At 66.5% G+C, this 21,614-nt stretch carries 22 protein-coding genes; 20 read left to right on the top strand and 2 right to left on the bottom strand.

Going from position 1 to position 21,614, the window contains the following annotated elements; all coding sequences use genetic code 11:
* Window positions 1-87 precede the first annotated feature (87 nt).
* From QTH91_RS06745 to QTH91_RS06790, 10 genes are all read left to right on the top strand, one after another.
* Window positions 88-1,611: a sigma-54 interaction domain-containing protein gene (locus tag QTH91_RS06745; RefSeq protein WP_286659233.1), complete on the top strand. Its 1,524-nt coding sequence runs from the start codon at window positions 88-90 to the stop codon at window positions 1,609-1,611.
* Between the two features lie 155 nt (window positions 1,612-1,766).
* The gene (locus QTH91_RS06750; protein WP_286659234.1) at window positions 1,767-2,972 is read left to right on the top strand and encodes a substrate-binding domain-containing protein; all 1,206 of its coding nucleotides are present in this window, start codon (window positions 1,767-1,769) and stop codon (window positions 2,970-2,972) included.
* 152 nt (window positions 2,973-3,124) lie between these two features.
* Window positions 3,125-3,892 carry an ABC transporter ATP-binding protein gene (locus QTH91_RS06755; protein ID WP_286659235.1) on the top strand — a complete coding sequence of 256 codons (768 nt, stop codon included), beginning with the start codon at window positions 3,125-3,127 and terminating at the stop codon, window positions 3,890-3,892.
* Window positions 3,889-4,614: an ABC transporter ATP-binding protein gene (locus QTH91_RS06760; RefSeq protein ID WP_286659236.1), complete on the top strand. Its 726-nt coding sequence runs from the start codon at window positions 3,889-3,891 to the stop codon at window positions 4,612-4,614. The genes QTH91_RS06755 and QTH91_RS06760 overlap by 4 nt, the downstream gene beginning before the upstream one ends.
* A gap of 56 nt (window positions 4,615-4,670) precedes the next feature.
* Window positions 4,671-5,651, top strand: coding sequence for a branched-chain amino acid ABC transporter permease (locus tag QTH91_RS06765; protein ID WP_286659237.1), 981 nt, complete (start codon window positions 4,671-4,673; stop codon window positions 5,649-5,651).
* Window positions 5,652-5,663: 12 nt separating this feature from the next.
* Window positions 5,664-6,728 carry a branched-chain amino acid ABC transporter permease gene (locus QTH91_RS06770; protein ID WP_286659238.1) on the top strand — a complete coding sequence of 355 codons (1,065 nt, stop codon included), beginning with the start codon at window positions 5,664-5,666 and terminating at the stop codon, window positions 6,726-6,728.
* A complete protein-coding gene (locus tag QTH91_RS06775) occupies window positions 6,725-7,612 on the top strand; it encodes an alpha/beta fold hydrolase (RefSeq protein WP_286659239.1) in 888 nt (295 codons plus the stop codon). The genes QTH91_RS06770 and QTH91_RS06775 overlap by 4 nt, the downstream gene beginning before the upstream one ends.
* 80 nt (window positions 7,613-7,692) lie before the next feature.
* Entirely contained in the window at window positions 7,693-8,214 is a 522-nt protein-coding gene (locus QTH91_RS06780) for a DUF1993 domain-containing protein (RefSeq protein ID WP_286659240.1), read from the top strand.
* A 111-nt stretch (window positions 8,215-8,325) separates the two neighbouring features.
* Window positions 8,326-9,024, top strand: a complete 699-nt coding sequence (locus tag QTH91_RS06785) for a cytochrome c biogenesis CcdA family protein (RefSeq protein ID WP_286659241.1) — start codon at window positions 8,326-8,328, stop codon at window positions 9,022-9,024.
* Window positions 9,025-9,026: 2 nt separating this feature from the next.
* Window positions 9,027-9,560: a redoxin domain-containing protein gene (locus QTH91_RS06790; RefSeq protein WP_286659242.1), complete on the top strand. Its 534-nt coding sequence runs from the start codon at window positions 9,027-9,029 to the stop codon at window positions 9,558-9,560.
* Here the strand turns inward: QTH91_RS06790 and hemH are convergent.
* Window positions 9,541-10,629, bottom strand: coding sequence for a ferrochelatase (hemH, locus tag QTH91_RS06795; protein ID WP_286659243.1), 1,089 nt, complete (start codon window positions 10,627-10,629; stop codon window positions 9,541-9,543). The two genes, QTH91_RS06790 and hemH, sit on opposite strands and share 20 nt — an antisense overlap.
* 15 nt (window positions 10,630-10,644) lie before the next feature.
* Here hemH and QTH91_RS06800 point away from each other — a divergent pair, with 15 nt between their 5' ends.
* Window positions 10,645-11,379 carry an HAD family hydrolase gene (locus QTH91_RS06800; RefSeq protein ID WP_286659244.1) on the top strand — a complete coding sequence of 245 codons (735 nt, stop codon included), beginning with the start codon at window positions 10,645-10,647 and terminating at the stop codon, window positions 11,377-11,379.
* 17 nt (window positions 11,380-11,396) lie between these two features.
* On the opposite strand, the gene QTH91_RS06805 is transcribed toward QTH91_RS06800, so the two are convergent.
* On the bottom strand, window positions 11,397-12,260 hold the full coding sequence (locus QTH91_RS06805; protein ID WP_286659245.1) for a LysR substrate-binding domain-containing protein: 864 nt from the start codon (window positions 12,258-12,260) through the stop codon (window positions 11,397-11,399).
* 186 nt (window positions 12,261-12,446) lie between these two features.
* Between QTH91_RS06805 and phnC (QTH91_RS06810) the strand changes: the two genes are divergently transcribed.
* The 9 genes from phnC (QTH91_RS06810) (at window position 12,447) to phnY (ending at window position 21,599) form a co-directional block, all read left to right on the top strand.
* Window positions 12,447-13,283 carry a phosphonate ABC transporter ATP-binding protein gene (phnC, locus tag QTH91_RS06810; RefSeq protein ID WP_286659246.1) on the top strand — a complete coding sequence of 279 codons (837 nt, stop codon included), beginning with the start codon at window positions 12,447-12,449 and terminating at the stop codon, window positions 13,281-13,283.
* A gap of 47 nt (window positions 13,284-13,330) precedes the next feature.
* Window positions 13,331-14,284 (top strand): phosphonate ABC transporter substrate-binding protein, encoded by a 954-nt coding sequence (gene phnD, locus QTH91_RS06815; RefSeq protein ID WP_286659247.1) that lies wholly within the window; start codon window positions 13,331-13,333, stop codon window positions 14,282-14,284.
* 5 nt (window positions 14,285-14,289) lie between these two features.
* On the top strand, window positions 14,290-15,129 hold the full coding sequence (gene phnE, locus QTH91_RS06820) for a phosphonate ABC transporter, permease protein PhnE (protein ID WP_286659248.1): 840 nt from the start codon (window positions 14,290-14,292) through the stop codon (window positions 15,127-15,129).
* A gap of 171 nt (window positions 15,130-15,300) precedes the next feature.
* Window positions 15,301-16,182 (top strand): phosphonate ABC transporter substrate-binding protein, encoded by an 882-nt coding sequence (gene phnD / locus QTH91_RS06825; RefSeq protein ID WP_286659249.1) that lies wholly within the window; start codon window positions 15,301-15,303, stop codon window positions 16,180-16,182.
* Entirely contained in the window at window positions 16,179-16,991 is an 813-nt protein-coding gene (phnC, locus tag QTH91_RS06830; RefSeq protein WP_286659250.1) for a phosphonate ABC transporter ATP-binding protein, read from the top strand. Before phnD (QTH91_RS06825) ends, phnC (QTH91_RS06830) begins: the two co-directional genes overlap by 4 nt.
* A gap of 2 nt (window positions 16,992-16,993) precedes the next feature.
* Window positions 16,994-17,809 carry a phosphonate ABC transporter, permease protein PhnE gene (gene phnE / locus QTH91_RS06835; protein WP_390368193.1) on the top strand — a complete coding sequence of 272 codons (816 nt, stop codon included), beginning with the start codon at window positions 16,994-16,996 and terminating at the stop codon, window positions 17,807-17,809.
* Entirely contained in the window at window positions 17,809-19,050 is a 1,242-nt protein-coding gene (gene phnA / locus QTH91_RS06840) for a phosphonoacetate hydrolase (protein WP_286659251.1), read from the top strand. The genes phnE (QTH91_RS06835) and phnA overlap by 1 nt, the downstream gene beginning before the upstream one ends.
* A 9-nt stretch (window positions 19,051-19,059) precedes the next feature.
* Window positions 19,060-20,157: an iron-containing alcohol dehydrogenase PsrA gene (psrA, locus tag QTH91_RS06845; protein WP_286659252.1), complete on the top strand. Its 1,098-nt coding sequence runs from the start codon at window positions 19,060-19,062 to the stop codon at window positions 20,155-20,157.
* Entirely contained in the window at window positions 20,154-21,599 is a 1,446-nt protein-coding gene (phnY, locus tag QTH91_RS06850; protein WP_286659253.1) for a phosphonoacetaldehyde dehydrogenase, read from the top strand. Before psrA ends, phnY begins: the two co-directional genes overlap by 4 nt.
* The last annotated feature ends 15 nt before the right edge of the window (window positions 21,600-21,614 follow it).

The following is a 21,614-nucleotide window of genomic DNA, read 5'->3' on the forward strand; positions in this document are numbered from 1 at the left end:
AGGCGGCTCGTCCTGCCTTTGCGGCACAGGTGCGTCGGACGGCATCCAGCCGGCGCCTGCCGCCCGCAGTTCCTAGAATCGCCCCACATGCCCAGCCCTCGACCGCTACCCCTCGACGCCAGTGCCATCCACGCACTCGCGTCCCGCTCCATGTTTCATTTGTTCTCCAGCATCAGCCAGGGCATGTTCCTGGTCGATCGCACGGGGCGCATCGTCTGGGTGAACGAGGGCTATCAACGTTTCCTTCCGGCCCTGGGGTTCAGTTCGGTCGACCAGTTCCTCGGGCGGATGGTCGAGGAGGTGATTCCGAACACGCAGATGCGTCAGGTGCTGGAAACCGGCAAGCCGATCCTGATCGACTTGCTGACCAACAAGGCCGGCACGTTCGTGGTCAGCCGCATTCCGCTGCACGAGGAGGGCGAGGGCGGCGATGGGCTGGGCGAAGTCATCGGTGCGATCGGCATCGTGCTCTTCGACCATCCGGAGACGACGCTTCAACCGCTGATCAGCAAGTTCGCGATGCTGCAGCGCGACCTGGACGATGCCCGGCGCGAGTTGGCCGCCCAGCGTGCCAACCCCTTGCTGCGGCAACTGCCCGACGGCCAGCGCCGCGCCAAATACACCTTCGCGAGTTTCGTCGGCAGCAGTCCGGCCGCGGTGGACGTGAAGCGTCATGCGCGTCGGGCGGCCCAGTCGTCCAGCCCGGTCTTGCTGCTTGGCGAAACGGGCACCGGCAAGGAACTGCTGGCCCATGCGATTCACACGGCGTCCGCGCGTGCGAACGGGCCCTTCGTCAGCCTGAACATCGCCGCCGTGCCGGACACGCTGCTGGAGGCCGAGTTCTTCGGCGTCGCGCCCGGCGCCTACACAGGCGCCGACCGCAAGGGGCGCACCGGCAAGTTCAAGCTGGCCGACGGCGGCACGCTGTTCCTGGACGAGATCGGCGACATGCCGCCGGGCCTGCAAGCCAAGCTGCTGCGCGCGCTGCAGGAAGGCGAGATCGAGCCGCTCGGCTCCAACGTGCTGGTGCCCTTCGACGCCCGCGTGATCGCGGCCACCTCGCGCGACCTGCCGGCGCTGGTGCGCGAAGGCCGGTTCCGCGAGGACCTTTACTACCGCCTCAACGTCCTGCCCTTGAAGGTGCCGCCCTTGCGCGAGCGACGGGCCGACATCCCGGCGCTGGTCGAGGTCCTGGGGGAGGACATGGCGCTGCGCAGCGGGGAAGCGCCGCCGGAGCTGATGCCCGATGCCCTCGCGCTGCTGGCGGCGCAACATTGGCGCGGCAACATCCGCGAGCTGCGCAATGTGCTGGAACAACTGGCCATGCGCAGCGATTCGCAACGCATCGACGCGGCGCAGCTCGAACGCATCATGCGCGAGAGCGGGGTCGAGCAGATCGAGGCGGCGCCGCCTGCTTACGCCCGCATGCCGAACGACGAAGCCGAGGCGCAGGCCTTGCTGCTGCGCCCGCTGACCGAGCAGGTGGCCGAATTGGAACGCCGCGCCATCGCTGCAGCCATGGAGGCGACAGGGGGCAACAAGCTGGCGACTTCGCGGCTGCTGGGCATCTCTCGCGCCACGCTCTACGATCGTCTGGAAAACCCTGCATGAAAAGCAGACATGTGTTCGTAGATCATGCAACACAGTTGTTTGCAATCCGGCTGAATCCGCGCACTCCGCAGTGAAAACCGGGTAGTTCTCCCCTCTCGATGACTTGGCACGAACTGTGCAATATTTGGTCATCGATTGCAAAAGGAGACAAAGCAATGCAACGTCGTTCACTCGTCGCCACCGCTGCCGCGGTCGGTGCTCTGGCCATGTCGGCCTTCGCCATTCCGGCTGCTGCTGCGGACAAGGAAATCCGCATCGCCCACGTCTACAGCAAGACCGGCCCGCTGGAGGCCTATGGCAAGCAGACCCAGATCGGCCTGATGATGGGTCTGGAATACGCCACCGGCGGCAGCATGACCGTCGGCGGCAAGAAGATCGTGGTGATCGAGAAGGACGACCAGGGCAAGCCGGACCTGGGCAAGTCGCTGCTGGCAGCGGCCTATTCCGACGACAAGGCTGACCTGGCCATCGGCCCCACGTCGTCGGGCGTGGCGCTGGCGCTTCTGCCGGTGGCCGAGGAGTACAAGAAGATCCTGCTGGTCGAGCCGGCCGTGGCCGATTCGATCACCGGCGACAAGTGGAACAAGTACATCTTCCGTACCGGCCGCAATTCGAGCCAGGACGCCATCAGCAACGCCGTGGCCGTCGACAAGGAAGGCACCTCCATCGTCATGCTGGCGCAGGACTACGCGTTCGGGCGCGACGGTGTGAAGGCCTTCAAGGACGCGCTGAAGAAGGCCAAGATCGTCCACGAGGAATACCTGCCGCCGGCCACCACCGATTTCACTGCCGGCATTGCCCGCATGGTGGATGCGCTCAAGGACAAGCCGGGCCGCAAGATCATTGCCGTGGTGTGGGCGGGTGCCACCAACCCGTTCAACGCGCTGGCCGATGCGGACCTCAAGAGCCGCTACAACATCGAGGTGGGCTCGGGCGGCAACATCCTGCCGGCCATGGCCGCCTACAAGCGCTTCCCGGGCATGGAGGGCGCCACCTACTACTACTTCGGCATCCCCAAGAACCCGGTGAACGAGGCGATGGTTTCGGCGCACTACAAGGAGTTCAAGGCACCGCCGGACTTCTTCACCGCCGGCGGCTTCTCCGCCGCGATGGCCGTGGTCACCGCGCTGAAGAAGACCGAAGGCAACACCAGCACCAACAAGCTCATCTCGACCATGGAAGGCATGAGCTTCGATACGCCCAAGGGCAAGATGACCTTCCGCAAGGAAGACCACCAGGCCATGCAGAGCATGTATCACTTCAAGATCAAGGTGGACCCGGCGTTCGCCTGGGGCGTGCCTGAACTCGTTCACGAGATCAAGCCCGAGGAAATGAACATCCCGATCAAGAACAAGCGATAGATCGATCGCTGGCGCCCTGAGGCGGGGCACGACCCGTGGTCCGGCAAGGCCGGTTCCGCGGGCGTGCCGAAGGGCTTCGCTTCGCTTGCCGGTGAATCCGGCGCAACTCCACTTTTCTCTTCCTCGCGACGAAGTCGGCGCTGGGAACACTCATGCTTGAAACCAGGGATCTGACCATTCGCTTCGGCGGGCACGTGGCGGTCAACGCCGTGTCCTGCAGCTTCGCACCGGGCACGCTGACGGCCATCGTGGGCCCCAATGGCGCAGGCAAGACGACGTACTTCAACCTGATCTCGGGGCAGCTCAAGGCGAGCGCCGGGACGGTGTCGCTGGACGGGCGGTCGCTCACCGGAATGGCGCCGTCGGCCCGCACAAGAGCGGGACTCGGACGCGCGTTCCAGTTGACCAACCTGTTCCCGCATCTGACGGTGCTGGAAAACGTGCGCCTGGCGGTTCAGGCCACTCGAGATGGCACGCACCGGCGTGGGCTGAAGCTGTGGAGCATCTGGAGCGACCACCGCGATCTGGTGGCCCGCGCCGACGAGATCCTGACCCAGGTGGCCCTCAAGGCGAGGGAACACGACGCCGTGGCCAGCCTGCCGCACGGCGACCAGCGCAAGCTGGAGGTGGCGCTGCTCATCGCACTGGAGCCCAAGGTCTTCATGTTCGACGAACCCACCGCGGGCATGAACGCGGCCGAGGCGCCGGTCATCCTCGATCTGATCCGTCAGCTCAAGCAGGACCGCAGCAAGACCATCCTTCTGGTGGAGCACAAGATGGACGTGGTGCGCGAACTGGCCGACCGCATCATCGTGCTGCACAACGGCACGCTGGTGGCCGATGGAGAGCCGGCCGAAGTGATTGCCTCGCCGGTGGTGCAGGAAGCCTACCTGGGCGTGAGCACGAAGGAGGCCGCATGAGCGAGATGCTGCTCGACCTGCAAGGCGTGCATACGCACATCGGTGCGTACCACATCCTGCATGGCGTGGACCTGCAGGTGCCGCGCGCCCAACTCACGATGCTTCTGGGCCGCAACGGCGCCGGCAAGACCACGACGCTGCGCACGATCATGGGCCTGTGGCAGGCCTCGCAAGGCAAGGTGAGCTTTGCCGGGCGCGACATCACCCGGCTGCGCACGCCGCAGATCGCAGAACTGGGCATTGCCTACGTGCCGGAGAACATGGGCATCTTCTCGGACCTGACGGTCAAGGAGAACATGCTGCTGGCCGCGCGCGCCGCCCGCACGGCCGACGACATCGATACGCAGCGGCTCGAGTGGATCTTCCAGCTCTTTCCGGCCGTGCAGAAGTTCTGGAACCATCCGGCCGGCAAGCTTTCGGGCGGGCAGAAGCAGATGCTGGCGGTCGCGCGGGCGATCGTCGAGCCGCGCGAATTGCTGATCGTGGACGAACCCAGCAAGGGCCTGGCGCCGGCCATCATCAACAACATGATCGACGCGTTCGCCGAGCTCAAGTCGCGCGGCGTGACGATCCTGCTGGTCGAGCAGAACCTCAACTTCGCCCAGCGGCTGGGCGATCACGTGGCGGTGATGGACAACGGGCGTCTGGTGCACGCCGGTCGCATGGCCGCCTTCTCGGAAGACGTGCAGTTGCAGCAGCGACTGCTGGGGCTGGCACTGTGAACGCGCCGGCCACTACCCAGGCGCCGGACGCAGGCGGCGCCGCAGGAACCCGAACCATGTTTCGCGACATCGACTACAAGCCGCTGTTGCTGGCGCCCGTGCTGGCGCTGGTGGCGCTGCCGCTCACCGGCTCCTTTTCCACCTGGCTCACGCTGACGGTGGCGGGGCTGGCGATGGGCATGATCATCTTCATCATTGCCTCGGGCCTGACGCTGGTCTTCGGCTTGATGGACGTGCTGAACTTCGGCCACGGCGTGTTCATCGCGCTGGGTGCCTTCGTGGCCAGCAGCGTGCTGGCGCTGATGGGCGACTGGACCGGCTCCCAGTCGCTCCTGCTCAACCTGATGGCCGTGTTCCCGGCCATGCTCGTCGCCATGTTGGTCGCCGGCGCCGTCGGCCTGGCGTTCGAGCGGCTGATCGTGCGACCGGTCTATGGCCAGCATCTCAAGCAGATCCTGATCACGATGGGCGGCATGATCATCGGCGAGGAGATCATCAAGGTGATCTGGGGCCCCGCCCAATTGCCGCTGCCCTTGCCAGAGGCGCTGCGCGGGTCGATCTTCGTGATGGATGCCGCCATCAGCAAATACCGCCTGCTGGCGGTGGTGGTGGGCCTGGCGGTGTTCGGCCTCATGGCATGGACCCTGGCGCGGACCAAGATCGGCCTGCTCATCCGTGCGGGCGTGCAGGACCGCGAAATGGTCGAGTCGCTGGGCTACCGCATCGGCCGCCTGTTCATCGGCGTGTTCGTGGCCGGCAGTGCGCTGGCCGGCCTGGGCGGCACGATGTGGGGGCTGTTCCAGCAGAACCTCATCCCCCAGATGGGCGCGCAGGTGAACGTGCTCATCTTCATCGTGATCATCATCGGCGGCCTGGGCTCGACCGGCGGCGCGCTCATCGGCGCATTGCTGGTGGGTCTGATGAACAACTACGTGGGCTTCCTGCTGCCGGCGGCAACGCAGTTCTCGACCATCGCGCTGATGGTGGTGGTGCTGCTCTGGCGTCCGCAGGGCGTGTACCCGGTGGTCAACCGCTGAAGCGAGCCGAACATGTTGAGCAGACTCATTTCCCACGACCTGCCACGCAGCCGACTGCTGGCGGTGATTCTTGCGGCCATCGTGCTTGCGCTGCTGGTCGCGCCGTTTGCGTTCCCGGGCGTCAAGGCGTTGAACGTGGCGGCCAAGATCCTGGTGTTCATCGTCCTGGTGGCGAGCTTCGACCTGCTGCTGGGCTACACGGGCATCGTCAGTTTCGCGCACACGATGTTCTTCGGCATCGGGGCCTACGGCATCGCCATCGCTTCCACGCGCCTGGGGCCGACCTGGATGTCGATGGGCGTCGGCGTGGCCTGCGCGCTTGCGCTTTCGCTCGTGCTTTCGCTGGCCATCGGCCTGTTCTCGCTGCGGGTGAGGGCGATCTTCTTCGCCATGATCACGCTGGCAGTGGCGGCGGCCTTCCAGACGCTGGCCTCGCAGCTCTCGGTGTTCACCGGCGGGGAGGACGGCCTGTCGTTCAAGCTGCCCGAACTGATCTCGCCGAGCTTCGAGTTCGCCGAGGAGCCCTTCCTGGGCGCTTCGCTCGACGGTCGCCTCCTGTGCTACTACCTGCTGTTCGTGGTGGCCGTCGTGCTGGTGCTGGCCATGCTGCGCATCGTCAACTCGCCATTCGGCCGCGTGCTGCAGGCGATTCGCGAGAACGAATTCCGTGCCGAGGCCATCGGCTATCGGGTGGTGGTGTATCGCACGGTGTCGTCGATGCTCTCGGCCCTGTTCGCCACCTTGGCCGGCTGCATGCTGGCGATCTGGCTGCGCTACAACGGCCCGGACACCTCGCTGTCGTTCGAGATCATGGTCGACGTGCTGCTGATCGTGGTGATCGGCGGCATGGGCACCATCTACGGCGCGGTGATCGGCGCGGCGCTCTTCGTGGTGGCGCAAAGCTATCTGCAGGACTTGCTGCGCATGGGCAGCGAGGCTTCGGCATCGCTGCCCTGGCTGGCGGCCGTGCTGTCGCCGGACCGCTGGCTGCTGTGGCTGGGCGTGCTGTTCGTCCTGTCGGTCTACTACTTCCCGACCGGCGTGGTCGGCAAACTTCGTGCAAGGGCCGCGTCATGAGCCAGTCCAGCCTTTCCCCCGTATCGCGCTACGCCCGGCTTGCCGGCCGAGAGATCCACTGGGTCGAATGGGGCGGCGCCGATGCGCCCGCCGTCATCGCGTGGCACGGCCTGGCGCGCACCGGGCGCGACATGGACGAGCTGGCCCTGCACCTGGCCGGCGCCGGCTTCCGCGTGATCTGCCCCGACACCATCGGCCGCGGCCTGAGCCAGTGGAGCCCGGTGCCGGCGCAGGAATACCGCCTGGCCTTCTATGCCCGCCTTGCCGACGCACTGTGCGAGCACCTCGGACTGGAACGGGTGCATTGGGTGGGCACGTCGATGGGCGGCGCGATCGGCACTGTCTGCGCTGGCGGCATGTTCGAGCCGCGCATGAAGGCGCGCATCGCCAGCCTGGTGCTCAACGACAACGCGCCGGCCCTGGCGCCGGCGGCCATCGAACGCATTCGCGCCTACGCCGGCAATCCACCGGCCTTCGACACCGTGTGCGAGCTCGAAGCGTTCTTCCGCACCGTCTACAAGCCCTATGGCTGGCTGAGCGACGCGCAATGGCGCCGCCTGACCGAGACGTCGACGCGCCGCCTGCCCGACGGCCGCGTCACGCCGCACTATGACCCGGCGATGGTCCAGCAATTTGCCGGGCCAGGCGACGACTACCTCATCTGGTCGCACTACGACGCCATCGATGTGCCGGTGCTTTGCCTGCGCGGCGTCGATTCGGACCTGGTTCTGCCGGAAACGATCCAGGAGATGCGCCAGCGCGGCCCGGGCGAGCGCGGCGCGCTGACGGTGATCGAGGTGCCCGGCTGCGGGCATGCGCCGGCGCTCAACGTGCCCGAGCAAGTGGAGCCGATCGAGGCGTTCATCCGGGCGGCTGGCGGCTGAGGAAGCAGCTGCGGGCGCGGCAAGCAGACTTTCCAGAGGCGCTCCACAATCGCCGCTGCCTCAGTTCTGGAGCCCTTTCGATGGCGATTTCTCTATTCGACGCTTCCGTGCCGGTTTTCCTGCGCGGTCTTCATCAACTCGCGCACGTCCTCGACAAGGGGCTGGCCCATGCCAAGGCCACCGGCATCGATCCCGACTCGCTGGTGGAGGCGCGCCTCGCGCCGGACATGTTCACGCTGACAGGGCAGATCCGGACGGCGAGCGACGCCTCCAAGCTCGGCACCGCACGCATCGCGGGCCTGACGGCGCCCGTCTTTGCCGACGACGAGACCACCTACGCGCAACTTCAGGAACGCACTGCCAAGACGATCGCCTGGATCAAGACCGTCGAGCGCGGCGCGATCGACGGCCATGAAGACCGCATCGTCACGATCAAGGCGCGCGGCGAAGAGCTGCAACTCGCGGCGCAGGCCTATCTGCTGCAGTTCGCGCTGCCCAATTTCTTCTTCCACGTGACCACCGCCTACGACGTGCTGCGCCACAGCGGCGTGCCGCTCGGCAAGCCGGACTACCTGGGCCCGTTCTGGAAGCCGGTGGGCTGACGTGGCGCAACGGCCAGAGCATGGGCGGCGCGTAACCTGAAGGGCGTCGCCAACGAATAGGCAGGTGGACCGCCTTCGGTTTGCCTCACGGCCTTGTTGCCGCTGCCTGCCTTGTCGAACCAGATCGCCATTGCCTTCCTGGCTGGCGTGGCCACCATTGCCGCGCCTTGCGTGCTGCCCGCCTTGCCGGTCATCCTGGGCGGCTCGGTGGGCACGGCCGGGCGAGGGCGGCCGCTTGTGATCGTGGCCGGCTTTGTTGCCGCGTTCGCCGGCGTCACGCTGGCTTTTTCCTTGTTCAACCACATCGCCGGCGTGTCGCCACAGGCGCTGCGCAATCTGGCGATTGCAGGCCTGCTGCTGTTCGGTCTGTCGATGCTCTGGCGCGCGCCGTTCAAGCGGGCCTTTGCGGCGGCTGGCCGCGCGCTGGCGCCCTTGGGCACCCGGCCCGTCGGCACTGGATTGCCTGGCGCGTTCCTGATCGGGTTGACGCTCGGCGCGGTGTGGACGCCATGCGCCGGCCCGGCGCTGGGCCTGGTGCTGGTCGCACTGGCGACCGAGCCGGAGCCGCATCGCGCGGCCGTCGTGCTGTGCGCCTATGCAGTCGGCGCGGGCGTGCCGATGCTGCTGCTGGCCTACAGCGGCCAATGGGCCAGCGCGAGGGCACGGTGGCTGGCGCAGCACCTGGGCGCGATCCAGCGCGGGCTTGGGCTGCTGGTCGTTGCAACGGCCGTCGCCATGTTCCTGCAGTACGACGTCGTCTTTACCGCCTGGGCACTGCGGTTTCTTCCCGCCATCTCACAAGGACTCTGACCATGACCTCGATCGATCGCCGAAGCTTTTCCATCGCACTGGCTGCGGGTGCACTGGCCAGCCCCTGGTCGGCGCGCGCCGCAACCGGGCCCGATCTGCCCGACCTGGGGGCCGCGCCGGAGTTCACCGGCCTGGGCCAGTGGTTCAACTCGGCGCCGCTCACGCTCGCGAGCTTGCGCGGCAAGGTGGTGCTGGTCGACTTCTGGACCTTCGGCTGCGTGAACTGCGCCAACACCATGCCGCACGTGGTGCGCTGGTACGACCGGTATGCGGCGCGCGGCTTCGTGGTCGTGGGCATCCACACGCCCGAATTCGGCTACGAGAAATTGGCGGCCAACGTGCAGACCGCGCTGGGGCGCTTCGACATTCGCTTTCCGGTGGCGCAGGACAACGACTTCGCCACCTGGAAGGCATGGCGCAACCAGTATTGGCCTGCCTTCTACCTGGTCGACCAGGCCGGGCGCGTGCGCCGCCGGCACTTCGGCGAAGGCGAATACGCGCAGATGGACCAGGCGATCAGCGCGCTTCTGGCTTAGGCACGGCGCCTGCGCCAGCGTCCCCACCGGCCGCCGTGCGCTGCGTGGGCCAGCCGCCCATGTGCCGCTGCGCGATGGCGGCCAACGCGTCGATCCATTCGGCGTCGTCGTTGAGGCAGGGGATGTAGCGGTACTCCCGGCCGCCGGCAGCGACGAACGTGTCGCGGCCTTCCATCGCGATCTCTTCCAGCGTTTCGAGGCAGTCGCTGGTGAAGCCCGGGCACATCACGTCGAGGCGGTGCGTGCCTTGGCCGCCCAGTTCGTGCAGCACGGCTTCGGTCGACGGCTCCAGCCACTTGGCCTTGCCGAAGCGCGACTGGAAGCTCACGCGCCATTGCGACTGCGACAACTGAAGCCGCTGCGCGAGCAGGCCTGCGGTGGCCATGCATTGTTGCGAGTAAGGGTCGCCCAGCTTGGCGGTGCGCTCGGGCACGCCATGGAAGCTCATCAACAGCATGTCGCCACGGCCGTTGGCCTGCCAGTGCCGCTGCACGCTGTGGGCCAGCGCATCGATGTAGCCGGGGTCGTCGTGATAGTCAGCCACGAAGCGGAACTCGGGCAGGCGGCGAATGTCCCGCGACCAGTCGTTGACCGCATCGATCACGCTGGCCGTGGTGGTGCCGGAATACTGCGGATAGGCCGGAAGCACCAGCACGCGCTGGACGCCCTCGGCCTTCAGCGCGTCGAGCCGGGCGCCGATGGCCGGCTGGCCGTAGCGCATCGCCTCTTGAACCTGCACCGCATGGCCGCGTGAATCGAGCAGGCCGCGCAAGGCGACGGCCTGGCGCGCACTCCATACCTTGAGCGGCGAGCCCTCGGGCAGCCAGATGCTGGCGTACTTGGCGGCCGACTTGGCCGGACGGGTGCGAAGGATGATGCCGCGCAGGATGGGCTGCCACAGTGCGGCCGGGAGTTCGACCACGCGCTGGTCGGACAGGAACTGGGCCAGGTAGGGCCGCACGGCCTTGGCGGTCGGCGCGTCGGGCGAACCCAGGTTGCACCACAGCACCGCGGTGCGGGGAAGGGCGTTGGAGGAGGTGGGTTGAGTGGGTTCGGGGCGAAAGGCCATGCGCTATTCTCGTGCATGGCTTCGTCTTCACTTTCAACGCCCGAGCCCTTCGACGCATCCCGCGTCCGCGCCATCTCTCTCGATCTGGACGACACGCTGTGGCCGATCTGGCCCACCATCGAGCGTGCCGAGAAGGTCCTGCACGGCTGGCTCGAGGAGCGCGCGCCAGGCACGGCGCGGATGCTGCTCACGCCCGGCGTGCTGCGCGAGATCCGCCAGGAGGTCGAGGCGCAGAACCCCCAATGGATGCACGACATGAGCGCAATGCGCAGGGAGTCGATCCGCGTGGCGCTGCTTCGCGCTGGCGACGACCCGGCGCTCGCGCCCGCCGCCTTCGAGGCCTTCTTCGCCGAGCGGCAGCGCGTCACGCTTTACGAGGACGTGCTGCCTTCCATGGAGTGGCTGGCCGCACGCTATCCGATGGTGGCCATCTCCAACGGCAACGCCAACATTCACGAAACCGGCGTGGGCCACTGGTTCAAGGGCGCCTTCAGCGCGCGCGAGTTCGGACAAGGCAAGCCGGCGGCGCCCATCTTCCATGCCGCCGCAGCTTCGCTCGACGTGGCCCCGTCCGAGGTGCTGCATGTTGGTGACGATGCAGCGCTGGACGTGGTGGGCGCGCTGGAGGCCGGCATGCAGGCAGCCTGGCTGGTGCGCGATGCGCGGCCCTGGGAGCACGAAAGGCGACCACACCTGGTGGTGCCCGACCTGCATGCGCTGTGCAAGGCGCTGGGCGCGCCGGGCGCCTGATCTAGCGCATGGGCGCGCTAGGCGTCCATGCCGATCGTCTGAAAGAAGGCGCGCACCATGGCGGTGTCGCGCCGCTCCGCCAGGCAGGCGACGTGCGCATAGGTCTGCACCTGCGCGTCGCGCAGGCGAACGACGTGCAGGCCCGGCCCGGGGACGAACTCCACCTCCGAGACAGCCGCCACACCGAGGTTCTGGGAAACCGCCTCGCGGATGATCTCGCGACTGCCGATTTCCATCACCACGTCGGGCGTGACGTTCGCCGCCTTGAGCACCGACTCGATCGCCTTTCGCGTCGTCGATCCGGACTCGCGCAGGATGAGCCTCTCGCCCTCCAGCTCCGACGTGCGGATGGTGCGCCGGTGCGCGAAGCGATGTTCGGACGAGCAGAAGATCACCACCGGATGCTCGCTGTACGGCACCGAGACGAAGCGCCTGTCACGCGCCACCTGCGCCAGCACGCCGATGTCCGCGCTGTAGTCCGCGAGCCGGTCCAGCACGTCTTGCGAGTTGCCGGTCGTCACCGAGACCTTGACGCCCGGATAGCGCTGGTTGAACGCCACGAGCATCCGCGTCACATGCGAAGGCCCGACGGCGGCCACGCGCAGATGCCCCGACCGCAGCTCACCCGATTCGCGCAGCAGCTGGATGGCCTCTGCTTCGAGGTCGAAGATCTGCCGCGACAGTTGCAGCAGCCGTTCGCCCATCTCGGTCAGTCGCACGCGCCTTCCGGTCCGGTGGAAGAGCTCGACCTTGTACAGCGCCTCCAGCTGCCCCACCTGCGTCGTCACCGTCGGCTGGCTGACATGCAGGCTTTGCGCCGCGCCCGTGAAGGTGCCGGTGGTGGCGACCGCATGAAATGAACGCAGCTGAGTCAGGCGCATGAACGGGTCCTCGGTAGTTGCCCGGCCGAACTATAGATTGGATCAATAGCTGGTCCAAAAAGCTTGTATGCGCAATATGGGCGGTGAAGGCCCGTTTGTCACCGATCGGTCATGTGCGGTCCAAATACTCGCCGGCATGTTCCGCCCACCCGTTGGTCCGTGCATCGCGCGGCAACCCACTTCACCATGAACCCTGTCGTATTGCGCGCCGAAGGCGTGCACAAGACCTATGGCGGCCATCGTGCGCTGCGCGATGTGCACCTGGAGGTGCGCCGCGGCGAGCGCGTGGCGCTGCTCGGGGCCTCCGGCTCGGGCAAGTCGACGCTCATCCGATGCCTGTGCGGCCTCGAGACCACCGATCCCGGCACCGGCCGCATCCAAGTCTTCGGACAAGTGCTGCAGGCCGGAGGCAGGAACAGTGCCGAGATCCGCGCCTTGCGCCGACGCATCGGCGTCATCTTCCAGCAGTTCAACCTCGTCGGGCGCCTGAGCGTCATGAGCAATGTGCTGACCGGTCTGGCTGCCGAAGCGCCGCTGTGGCGCGCCGTGCTGGGACGCTACGGGCTTGCGCATCAGGCTCGTGCGCTGGACGCGCTCGCCGACATCGGCCTGGCGCCGCAAGCCTTCCAGCGCGCCTCGACGCTGTCCGGCGGCCAGCAGCAGCGCGCCGCCATTGCGCGCGTGCTCGTCCAGGGCGCCGAGATGGTGCTGGCCGACGAACCCGTCGCCTCGCTGGACCCGCAGTCCACCACCCGGGTCATGGAGCAACTGGCCGCACTCAACCGCGACAACGGCATGACGCTGATCGTGAGCCTTCACCACGTGGCCCTGGCCAAGCGCTATTGCGAACGTGTGGTGGCGCTGCGCGATGGCGCGCTGGTCTACGACGGCCCAAGCGAAGCGCTCACGCCCGGCTTTCTCGAGCAGTTGTACGGAACCGCTGCGGCCGACCTGCTCGGCGAGCGTGATGACAGACCCGCCAGCCCGTGGCTGGGCGAGGCCCCGCTGGCCCTTGCCGCCTGACCCCCCCCGCCGACCTTCCTTCAACCCTCTTTCCACGAGAACCCACCATGCACAAGCTTCGAAGCCTTGCCATCGCCGCACTCGTCGTGACCTCCGCCGCCGCTGCCAATGCGCAGGAGATCAACTTCGGCATCATCGCCACCGACACCGCTTCCACCCAGCGCGAGCGTTGGGAGCCGTTCTTCCGCGACATGGAGAAGAAGACGGGCCTGACCGTCAAGTCCTTCTACGCACCCGACTACGCCGGCGTGATCGAGGCCATGCGCTTCAACAAGATCCAGGTGGCCTGGTACGGCAACAAGTCGGCCATGGAGGCGGTGGACCGCGCCAACGGCGAGGTGTTCGCGCAGGTGATGTATGCGGACGGCACGTTCGGCTACAAGGGCCTGCTCATCACGCGCCAGGACAGCGCGCTCAAGTCGCTCGACGACGTGTTCGCCAATGGCAAGAACCTGAACTTCGGCATCGGCGATCCGAACTCGACCTCGGGCTTTTTGGTGCCCACCTTCTACCTGTTCGCCAAGAACAAGATCGACTACCGCACGGCCTTCAAGACCATCCGCAATGCGAGCCACGGCGCCAACATCCAGGCGGTGCTGGCCAAGCAGATCGACGTTGCCACCAACAACACCGAGGAAATCGACAAGCTCAAGGCCAGCAAGCCCGAACTGGCCAGCCAGCTGCGCGTGCTCTGGGAAAGCCCGCTGATCCCGAGCGACCCGTTCGTCTGGCGCAAGGACCTCGACCCCGCCGTCAAGGCCAAGCTCAAGACCTTCGTCATCAACTACGCCAAGAGCGACCCGGAAGAGAAGGCGATCCTCAAGAACATCTACAACTACGGTGGCTTCAGGGCGTCGGACAACGATCAGCTGATCCCGATCCGGCAACTCGAATTGTTCAAGGAGCGCAGCAAGGTCGAGCACGACGCCGCGCTGGACGATGCGACCCGCGCGAAGCGCCTGGCTGACATCGACGGCAGGCTGGCTGCCCTGAAGCTGTGAGCGTCATGGGCATCGACACCATCGCGGCCGGCGCGCCGCGCGCACCGAGTGCCGCCTCGCTGGAGCGCCTGCGCGAGCGGGCCGCCAGCGAGCGGCCGGGCCTGCTGAGCTACCTGGCCTGGGCAGCCGTGCTGGGTGTGCTGGCCTGGGCCTGGCAAGGCGCGGAGATCCGACCGCTCGCACTGGTGCGCGATGCGGCCAACATCGGCACCTACGCGAGCGACTTCTTCCCGCCGGACTTTCACGACTGGCGCATCTACGCCCGCGAGATGCTGGTGACGGTGCACATCGCCATCTGGGGCACGCTGCTGGCGGTCGTGGCTGCCGTGCCGGCCGGCCTGCTGTGCGCGTCCAACGTGTCGCCGGCCTGGGTGCATCAACCCTTGCGCCGACTGATGGACGCCTGCCGCGCCATCAACGAGATGGTGTTCGCCATGCTGTTCATCGTGGCCGTGGGCCTGGGGCCTTTCGCAGGCGTGCTGGCATTGGCGGTGCACACCACCGGCACGCTGGCCAAGCTGTTCTCCGAGGCGGTCGAGGCCATCGATCCGCGGCCGGTGGAGGGCATCCGCGCGACCGGCGCGCACCGCCTGGTCGAAGTGATTCACGGTGTGGTGCCGCAGGTTCTGCCCTTGTGGCTGAGCTTCACGCTGTACCGCTTCGAGTCCAACGTGCGCTCGGCCTCGGTGGTCGGCATGGTGGGCGCCGGTGGCATCGGCGTGGTGCTCTACGAGGTCATCCGCAGCTTCCAGTACGCGCAGACCTGCGCGGTGCTGCTGATCCTCGTCGTCACTGTCTCGCTCATCGATATGGCGTCGGCCCGGCTGCGCAAGCGCTTCATCTGAGCGGCGGGTTGGCGTTATCCCGCCCAACCTATAGATTTCATCGATACATAGTCTTCAAAAGTTGAATTGGCTGAATAGAGGGGAAAGCACGACAGTGCAACCACGCATCGCGGCCTGCGAGCGATGCGCACAAAGTGACGGACCCCTCAGTTCCGCAAATTGGAGACATCGATGAAACTCAAGCGTCGTACCCTTCTTGCCTACGCACCGGTGGTGCTGGGCGCCCCGATGGCCGGTCTGGGCAGCAGCCTTGCACGAGCCGCCAACGTGCTGTCGGTCGGCCTGATTCCTTCCGAGGACTCGCGCGCCATGATCGCCAACAGCCAGGCGATGATGGACATGCTTTCCAAGTCGCTCGGAATGCCGGTCAAGCCCTTCGTGGCGGCCGACTACAACGGCGTGATCGAGGCGCTGCGCTCGAAGCGCCTCGACGTGGCCTACCTCGGCCCCTTCTCCTATGTGATGGGCACGACCGTCGCGCCCATCGAAGCCTTCGCCGTGGCCGAGACCAAGAAGGCCGGGCGCACCTCCTACCACTCGCTGATCGTCGCGCGCAAGGACAGCGGCATCAAGAACGTCGCCGACCTCAAGGGCAAGACCTTCGCCTTCGTCGATCCGACTTCCACCTCGGGCCACCTGTTCCCCAAGGCGGGCCTGATCAAGGCAGGCTTCGATCCCGACAAGGAGTTCAGCCGCGTGATCTTCTCCGGCTCCCACGATTCGAACGCGGTGGCCGTCCAGAACAAGAAGGTGGATGCGGTGGCCATTGCCGATCGCATCCTCGACGCCGCGATCGCCAAGGGCCTGGCCAAGCGGGAGGACCTGGTCGTTGTCTGGAAGTCCGACCCCATTCCCGAATCCCCGACGGTCTGGCGCAAGGACCTCGACCCTGAGTTGAAGAAGCGCGTGCAGGCCGCGTTCATGGACGTCAAGGACATTCCGTGGTCGGACCAGGGCATGCTCAACGGCTTCCATCCCACCAACGACAAGGCCTACGACGTCATCCGCGAAACGGCCTCGATCCTCCACCTCGACCTGAAGGCCATGAAGTGATCGAGATCCGCGGCCTGAACAAGCGCTACGGCGCCTTCGATGCCCTCAAGGGCATCGACCTCGACGTGAAGCCAGGGGAATTCCTGGTGGTGCTCGGCCCCTCGGGCGCCGGCAAGTCGACCCTGCTTCGCTGCATCAACCGGCTTGCCGAGCCGACCAGCGGCGACATCCGCATCGATGGCCAGCCGGTCCGTTCGGATGCGGCGAGCCTTCGCCGGCTGCGCTGCCAGGTGGCGATGATCTTCCAGCACTACAACGTGGTGCCCCGCCTGTCGGTGCAGAAGAACGTGCTGACCGGCCGTCTCGGTGCGGTGCCCTCGGTGCTGTCCTGGCTGCAGATCTTTCCGCGCAAGGACGTGGCCATCGCCCTGGAATGCCTGCGCCGCGTCGAGCTGGAAGACAAGGCCGAGCTGCGCACCGACACGCTCTCGGGCGGCCAGAAGCAGCGCGTGGGCATTGCCCGTGCGCTGGCCCAGCAGCCCAAGATCATCCTGGCCGACGAGCCGGTGGCCAGCCTGGACCCGAAGACCTCGCGCACGGTGCTCAACTACCTCAAGCAGGCCAGTCGCGAGCTCGGCATCACGGTGGTGTGCAACCTTCACCAGATCGACTACGCACGCGAATTCGGCGAACGCATCGTCGGCGTGTCGGGCGGCCGCATCGTCTTCGAGGGCGGGCCGGATCAGCTCAATGGCGACGTGCTTCACAAGATCTACCCCGGGCTTGACGAAGGCGACTCGCGCAGCGCATCGCCCCTGCGCTCGCCGCCAGCGCCGGCCCTGCGGCACCTTGAACTGGAAGAGGCCTGACCATGCAGATCGGTTCCTACACCTTCATGGTGGCCAAGCCAGGCGGCTCGCTCGGTTGGCTGCCGCGCATCGCCACCGGCCTGGCCGTGGTCGCCGTCCTGTGGTGGGCCGCCACCGGCGCGCAGGTCAGCTTCAGCGAGCTGGCCAAGGGGTTGCCGTGGATCGGCGACTTTCTCTCGCGGATGCTGCCGCCCAACTGGGGCTTCATCAACAAGCTGATCGTGCCCGCCATCGAGACGGTGCAGATCGCCGTCTGGGGCACGCTGCTGGCCGTGATCCTCGCGGTGCCGGTGTGCTTCTTCGCGGCGCGCAACCTGACGCCCAACATGGTCGTCTACCAGTTCACGCGGCAGGTGTTCAACGTCACGCGCGGCATCAACGAGATCATCCTGGCGCTGATCTTCGTGGCTGCCGTGGGGCTCGGCCCGTTCCCCGGCGTGCTGGCCCTGGCGGTACACGGCGCGGGCATGCTAGGCAAGTTCTTCTCGGAGTCGATCGAGGAAATCGACCAGGGCCCGATCGAAGCGCTGCGCGCCACCGGCGCGGGCCCGATCCAGACCATCATCTTCGGCGTGCTGCCGCAGGTGATCACCGCATGGATCGCCGTCGTGCTCTACCGCTTCGAAACCAACCTGCGCCAGGCGACCGTGCTGGGCATGGTGGGCGCGGGCGGTATCGGGTTCGAGCTGGTGGGCAGCATGAAGTTGTTCCAGTACCAGGACACCGCCACCTGCATCCTCGTGATCATCGCCATGGTGATGGTCGCCGACTACGTATCGACCCGGCTGCGTGCCTGGATCCAGAAAGGAGCACGTTGATGTCGCCCCATGCCGAAACCGTCCAGGCCAATGGACGGCACTACGCCAAGCCCCGCGCGCCGGTCGTGGTGGTGTGCGTCGATGGCTGCGAGCCCGACTACATCACCCAGGCCATCCAGGCCGGCGTGGCGCCGTTCTTCGAGCGCATGCTGGCAAACGGGAGTTCGTTGATCGCCGATTGCGTGGTGCCGAGCTTCACCAATCCGAACAACGTCTCCATCGTGACCGGCGTGCCGCCGTCGGTGCACGGCATTTGCGGCAACTACTTCTACGACGTGGAAGCCGACCGCGAAGTGATGATGAACGACCCGCAGTTCCTGCGGGCGCCCACGCTGCTGGCGGCATTCGGCGAGGCCGGCGCCATGGTGGCCGCAGTGACGGCAAAGGACAAGCTGCGCACGCTGCTCGGCCATGGCCTCAAGGGCATCTGCTTTTCCGCCGAGAAGGCGGACAAGGCGACGCTGGCGGAATGCGGCATCGACAAGGTCCTTGAACTGGTGGGCATGCCCGTGCCGTCGGTGTACAGCGCCGAACTCAGCGAGTTCGTCTTCGCGGCCGGCGTGCGCCTGCTGGAGGAACGCAGGCCCGATCTGATGTATCTGTCGACCACCGACTACGTGCAGCACAAGTGCGCGCCCGGCACGGCTGAAGCCAACGCCTTCTACGCGATGATGGACGGCTATCTCGCCAAGCTCGATGCGCTGGGCGCGGTGGTCGGCCTCACCGCCGACCACGGCATGAGCCCCAAGACCGACGCCGCCGGCAATCCCTGCGTGCTGTACCTCCAGCAGGAACTGGACAGCCGGTTCGGCGCGGGCGCCACCCGTGTCATCTTGCCGATCACCGATCCGTACGTCGTTCATCACGGCGCACTCGGCTCCTTCGCCACCATCTACGTCGAACAGCCTGCGCGCGAACAGGTGGCCCGAGCCCTGGCCGCACTGCCCGGCGTGGAAATGGTGGTCACGCGCGAGCAGGCCGTCGAGCGATTCGAACTGGCGCCGGACCGCATCGGCGATCTGGTGGTGATCGGGGATCACCTGACGGTTCTCGGAACGAGCGGGGCCAAGCACGACCTGAGCGGCCTGACGGTGCCTTTGCGCTCGCATGGCGGCATCTCCGAGCAGAAGGTGCCGCTGCTGTTCAATCGCCGGCTGCAGGGCGTGGCCCCGCATCGCCGCTTGCGCAACTTCGACGTTTTCGACCTTGCACTGAATCACGCCGTCGCTGCGTCCACTTAGAGGCTCTGTATGTCCCATGAATATCTGAACCCCGTGCGCAGCGTGTACGGGGCAGGCGCCCTGTCGTCGCTGCCGAAGCTGCTGGAGGGCCGAAAGGCCGCGGTCGTCACCTTTCCCGAAGCGCGGCAGCTTGGCCTGGTCGGGCGGCTGGAGCAGCTGCTGGGTGGGTCGCTGAGCTGCGTCATCGACGATGTCCGGCCCAATCCCGACGTCGCAGAACTGCGCGCGCTCTACGAACAGTTCTGGCAAGCACCGGAATCCGCCGAGGTGCTGATCGCCGTTGGCGGCGGCAGCGCCATCGACACGGCCAAGGCGCTGATGGTGGGCACCGAGTCCGGAAGCTTCGACGAACTGATTGCCGCATTGGCCGCCGGGCAGGCATTCCGGCCTGCCCGCGTCAAGACGCTCATCGCCGTGCCGACCACCGCAGGCACCGGCAGCGAGGTCACGCCTTGGGCCACGATCTGGGATCGCGCGGCGCAGAAGAAGCATTCGCTGCACCTGAACGAAACCTGGCCCAGCGTCGCCATCATCGATCCGCAGTTGATGCTCTCGCTGCCCGCATCGGTCACGCTGCAAAGTGGGCTGGATGCACTGTCGCATGCGCTGGAGTCCATCTGGAACGTCAATGCGAACCCCGTGTCGGACACCTTTGCGGTTGCCGCCGTGCACGAGATCCTCGATGCGCTGCCGCGCCTGATGGAAAGTCTTGAAGACGTCGATCTGCGCGGTCAGATGGCGCTGGCGGCCCTGAAGGCCGGCATGGCCTTTTCGAACACGCGCACCGCGCTGGCGCATTCGATCTCGTACGAGATGACGCTGCGCTACGGCTTGCCACACGGCATCGCATGCTCGTTCTCGCTGCCGATGGTCCTGATGCGGGCAATCGGCCGCGATGCGGAACGCGATGCGGTGCTCGAGCGCGCCCTGGGCCCGCTCGAGAAGGCTCCCCAGCGCCTGGCAGCATTCATCGAGGGCCTGGGCGTCAAGACACGCTTTGCCGACTACGGCGTCTCGGACGAGCAGGCGGACCGGATGGTCGCCTTCGCCCTGACCGGAGCGCGCGGCAAGAACTTCATCGGCACACCATTGAAAGAGGCAGCATGAGCGCCATCCTGGAGAGCATCGAGTTTCGCGCCGAGGCGCTTCGCATCGGCGGTGCGCGGCTGCGCACTGCGCGTGCGATCGACGTGCGCAACCCCTACACCGGCGAACGCGTGGGCACGGCGCCGATGGCGAGCCTGGACGAGGTGCGACGCGCATTCGACATCGCGCAGGCCTACGTGCCCACGCTTTCGCGCTACGAGCGCTCGGCCATCCTGAACAAGGCGGCGGCGTTGCTCCGTGAGCGGACCGAGGAGGCCTCCACGCTCATCACGAGCGAGTCGGGCCTGTCGAAGAAGGACAGCATCTACGAGATCGGCCGCGTGGCCGACGTGCTGAACTTCGGCGCCAACGAGGCATTGCGCGATGACGGCCAGGTTTTTTCTTGCGACCTCACGCCGCATGGCAAGAAGCGCAAGGTCATCACGACACGCGAGCCGCTGCTGGGCGTGATCACGGCCATCACCCCCTTCAACCATCCGATGAACCAGGTGGCGCACAAGGTGGTGCCTTCCGTGGCGACGAACAACCGGATGGTGCTCAAGCCTTCGGAGAAGGTGCCGCTGTCCGCCTACTATTTCGCCGACCTGTTGTACGAGGCGGGGCTGCCGCCCGAGATGCTGCAGGTCGTGACGGGCGATCCGCGAGAGATCGCCGACGAATTGCTCACCAACCGGCATGTGGACCTCATCACCTTCACCGGTGGCGTTCCGATCGGCAAGTACATCGCCGCCAAGGCTGGCTATCGCCGCATCGTGCTCGAACTTGGCGGCAACGACCCGCTGATCGTCATGGACGACGCCGACCTCGATCGGGCCAGCGACCTGGCCGTGCAAGGGTCGTACAAGAACTCGGGCCAGCGCTGCACCGCCGTCAAGCGGATGCTGGTGCATGAGAAGGTGGCCGCAGAGTTCACCGAAAGGGTGGTGGCCAAGACGCGCGCCTGGAACTTCGGCGATCCGATGGACAAGTCCAACGACATGGGCACGGTGATCGACGAGGCAGCCGCGCTGCGCTTTCAGGAACTGGTGGACGAAGCGGTCGCGCAGGGCGCGAGGTTGCTGGTCGGCAATCAACGCGAAGGCGCGCTGTACTCGCCCACGGTGCTGGACCGCGTCCGGCCCGAAATGACGGTCGTGCGCGAAGAGACCTTCGGCCCCGTCTCGCCCATCATCACGTTCGGGAGCATCGACGAGGCGATCGCGATCTCCAATGGAACGGCGTTCGGCCTTTCATCGGGTATCTGCACCAACCGCCTGGAAGACGCCACGCGCTTCGCGAAGGAGCTGAAGGTGGGCACCGTCAACCTGTGGGAGGTTCCGGGCTACCGCATCGAGCTGACGCCTTTCGGAGGCATCAAGGACTCGGGCCTGGGCTACAAGGAAGGTGTGCAGGAGGCGATCAAGTCGTTCACCAACTGCAAGACCTTCACGCTGCCCTGGTAACTGGACGAAAGGTCG

Origin of the sequence: Variovorax dokdonensis (assembly GCF_030316895.1) — a bacterium.
Taxonomy (GTDB): domain Bacteria; phylum Pseudomonadota; class Gammaproteobacteria; order Burkholderiales; family Burkholderiaceae_C; genus Variovorax; species Variovorax dokdonensis.